Origin of the sequence: Actinacidiphila sp. bgisy167 (assembly GCF_965342175.1) — a bacterium.
Taxonomy (GTDB): Bacteria; Actinomycetota; Actinomycetes; order Streptomycetales; family Streptomycetaceae; genus Actinacidiphila.
In genome coordinates, this window is sequence record NZ_CBDRBL010000176.1 from 1 (window position 1) to 3042 (window position 3042).

Sequence of the window (3042 nt, forward strand, 5' to 3'; positions counted from 1 at the left end):
GGCGCAGCCGCTCGCGGTCCCGGACCAGGACCTCCTCGCGCGCCAGAGCACTACTCAGCACTGCGATGAAGGCCCCCGGACCGTAGCGCGCTGCTTTCGGGGATCCGGCCAGCACGGTCTCGGCCGCCTCGTCCGCGTTCCGCGTGAACAGCAGCGTGGTGGCGGCCCCTGCCAGCATCCCCTTGACCGCTGCGTCCGCATACTCCTCGCCCGGACAGGCACGCAGCGGCGGTCGTACCACATCCTTCCCGGCCAGCGTCAAGCGATCCGGTGCGCACAGTATGTCGTGCACCGCGTCGAAGGCCGCCAGCTGAGCCAAGGACGACACCAGTTGGACGGTCCGCAGGGCCGCATCCAGCAGCAGCGGAGTCGGCGACTGCCCCAGGCCAGCGGCGGCTGCATAAGCCAGCGCCAGGACCAGGTCGGCACCATCGACCCCCACAGTGCGATGCAGCGCCGCCCGTACGCGCGAATCCTCCCGCAGCAAGGTGACCACGGCCGAGACACTGCGGGGTGGGCGAGCGAGGAAGGCGCTGCGCGCTGCGACGGCAGTGCCGATACCAGCCGCGTCGCAGGCCAAAGCAAGCGCACTGGTACGGACACCACCGGCGGCACCCGGATGCACGTGCTCCCAAGTCGGCTCGGGACTGTGCTGCAGGCCCCTCTTGGCAGCCAACCGTGACACAGCGTCGGCCACCACATCACGCACGACGCCCTCGCCGGCCTGCACGACCAACCGCTCCAGACCACCGTCCCAATAGGCGCTCAGCACATCCGGGTGCTCGGCCAGCTCGGCCGCAACCTTCCGGGCTGCGTCTTCGACCCTGCCCACTCTCTGCTCTTCCGCCTCCGGCCGATGCGGCAGGCAAAAGTGCATCCGGGATCCCGCCCGCCAATAGCCCACCTGAGGTGTCACGGCATTGCGGACGACCCTGCCGACCCGTACCGCGGTCTCCGACAGGGCCGCTGCCGCGCTCACCGAACCCCGGGTACCGGCGTTCAGCAGCTCAATGATCATCTGTGCCGTACCTGCGCTGGGCGGGGTGAGACGCCGGCTGGCGTTCACGGGGATGGCCGCAACTTCCTGAAGATCAATGGCAGACAGGCAGGCCAGCAAGCGAGACAGCATGATTCGCCCTTCAGGCTCCCGCGCCCAGGGGCCCGGGGCAGCGCCGGTCGGTGGTCGCAGGGAGCAAAGCGCGTCACGCCTCTGCGGGCGCGGCGCGGCGGTCTTGCGCCGCGGTGGCAGCCGACGTGGCCGAGGATCCGACCTCTGCTGGGAACGCTGACGTCTCCGGCGCGCCGCGTCCCGTTTCCGACTGCACAGGCCTGCTGTGCCCACTGGCCACGACGGGGGCGTTGGCAAGCGGCTGCGTCAGCCACACCACTGCCGCACCCGCCACAGCGACCGGCCATTCGATCACACCGACCACGCCCAGCAGCCCGGCCCCGGCATAAACCACGGCACGCCGCGCATGAGGCGAGACGATACCCACCGAGCCCAGCACGCCATCAATGACGCCCTTGAGTGCTCGAGAACCAGGAAGGCCTTCCACCGCCGTTTCCAACCTCTGCGCAGAACGTGTCAGCACGTCATTGACGGGACCAGCCACCCTCCCGACTCGGGCGCCAAGCGTGTCTACACTGCCGCTGGCCATGGTGTCTCCCTCCGACGAAGTCATCGCACTGCCCTCTGCAGCGTGTTCGAGCGGCCCGAAGGACCCTGAATTCCCGCACTGAACCCCAACCCTGACAAGGGCTTACCAATCCAGCAAATCGGAAATTTTTGCCGGGTGAGGGAAGTGCTCGGTCGGCGCTGCGGCGCCGAGGGCGGCCCCCGAGGTTGAGGATCGTTGCAAGGGTTCTGACATGAAACTGCACGAATTTGCAGGTCAGCGGGTGACAGGGGGAACATTCCTCCCCTGGGGATTGCCCGGTCAGGGGAGCCCTGGCGAGCGAGGATGTGCTGTTCCCGGGATCGATGTCCGTGTCCAGGCAGTGAGTGAGTCTTTCCCGGTAAGCACCCGTCACTCGCTGTGATCGCTACCCCTTGCGCTGCGGCCTGCGTGGTCCCCAAGTCCGGGCAGGCGTAAGGCCCCTGGTAGGAACGATCTTGCGACGGATTGTTCTGACCGAGGGGCCTCACGTGTCGACCAGTGTCACATATACCGCGATGCTCGATGTGAAGCGGTCCACCGCCGAACACCTGGCCCGGTTGCTGCGCGACCACCGCGCCGCGGTCGGCACCCGCCGGGGACGGCGTGCGCTGGGCTGCTTCCGGCAGGCGGTGCTCGTCCTGCGCTGGTTCCTCGACGGTACCCGCCTGGCGCAACTCGCCCGGGACAACGGCCTGTCGTCCTCCACCGCCTACCGGTACCTGCACGAAGGGCTGACCGCCCTGGCAGCCGGGGCTCCGGATCTGCACACCGCGCTGGAGCGGGCGAAGGCGGCCGGGCTGACCCATCTGAACCTGGACGGCACCGTGGTCCGCACCGACCGGGTCGCGGCCCCCGGCCCCAACGGCGCGGACCTTTGGTGGTCCGGGAAGCACCGCCATCACGGCGGGAACCTACAGGTCATCTCCACTCCGGACGGCTGGCCGATCTGGGTCTCACCGGTCCGCCCCGGCCGCGAGCACGACACCACCTGCGCGCGCCGGCACGGCCTGATCGACGCGCTCAACCGGGTCGCGGCGGAGTTGGGCGTGCCGACCCTGGTCGACCTCGGGTACGAGAACGCCGGAGACGGCTTCCGCCACCCGATCAAGAAGCCCGCCGGCGGCGAGCTGACCGAGGCCCAGCAGACCTACAACAAAGTCATCCGCGGCATCCACGGCGTGTGCGAACGAGCCAACGCCCTGCTCAAGACCACCTTCAAGGCCCTGCGACGAGTCAGCCTCGACCCCAGCCGCATCACCCAGATCGCCGCTGCGGCCCTCATCCTGCTCCAGCTCGAGTACGACCGAACCATCTAAACGATCACGCAGTGTCATGATCCATTACCGGGAAAGGCTCAGTGCACCCGCGAGAGTGGTCGCGATAT

Annotated in this window: 2 protein-coding genes and 1 pseudogene; 1 reads left to right on the forward strand and 2 read right to left on the reverse strand. The window is 68.5% G+C overall.

All coding sequences use genetic code 11. The features are described from left to right. Positions 1 to 1129: pseudogene (locus tag ACRWND_RS30535) on the reverse strand (cation-translocating P-type ATPase); the annotation flags it as partial. A gap of 73 nt (positions 1130 to 1202) precedes the next feature. Further along, complete coding sequence (locus ACRWND_RS30540) at positions 1203 to 1658, reverse strand: hypothetical protein (protein WP_431955175.1); 456 nt, start codon at positions 1656 to 1658, stop codon at positions 1203 to 1205. A gap of 515 nt (positions 1659 to 2173) precedes the next feature. Between ACRWND_RS30540 and ACRWND_RS30545 the strand changes: the two genes are divergently transcribed. After that, complete coding sequence (locus ACRWND_RS30545) at positions 2174 to 2974, forward strand: HARBI1 family protein (protein ID WP_431955177.1); 801 nt, start codon at positions 2174 to 2176, stop codon at positions 2972 to 2974. Positions 2975 to 3042: the final 68 nt, after the last annotated feature.

Bases quoted from the DNA above. Each gene is read 5' to 3' on its own strand.
- ACRWND_RS30540 (WP_431955175.1), bottom strand. From the start codon at position 1,658: ATGGCCAGCGGCAGTGTAGACACGCTTGGCGCCCGAGTCGGGAGGGTG.
- ACRWND_RS30545 (WP_431955177.1), top strand. From the start codon at position 2,174: ATGCTCGATGTGAAGCGGTCCACCGCCGAACACCTGGCCCGGTTGCTG.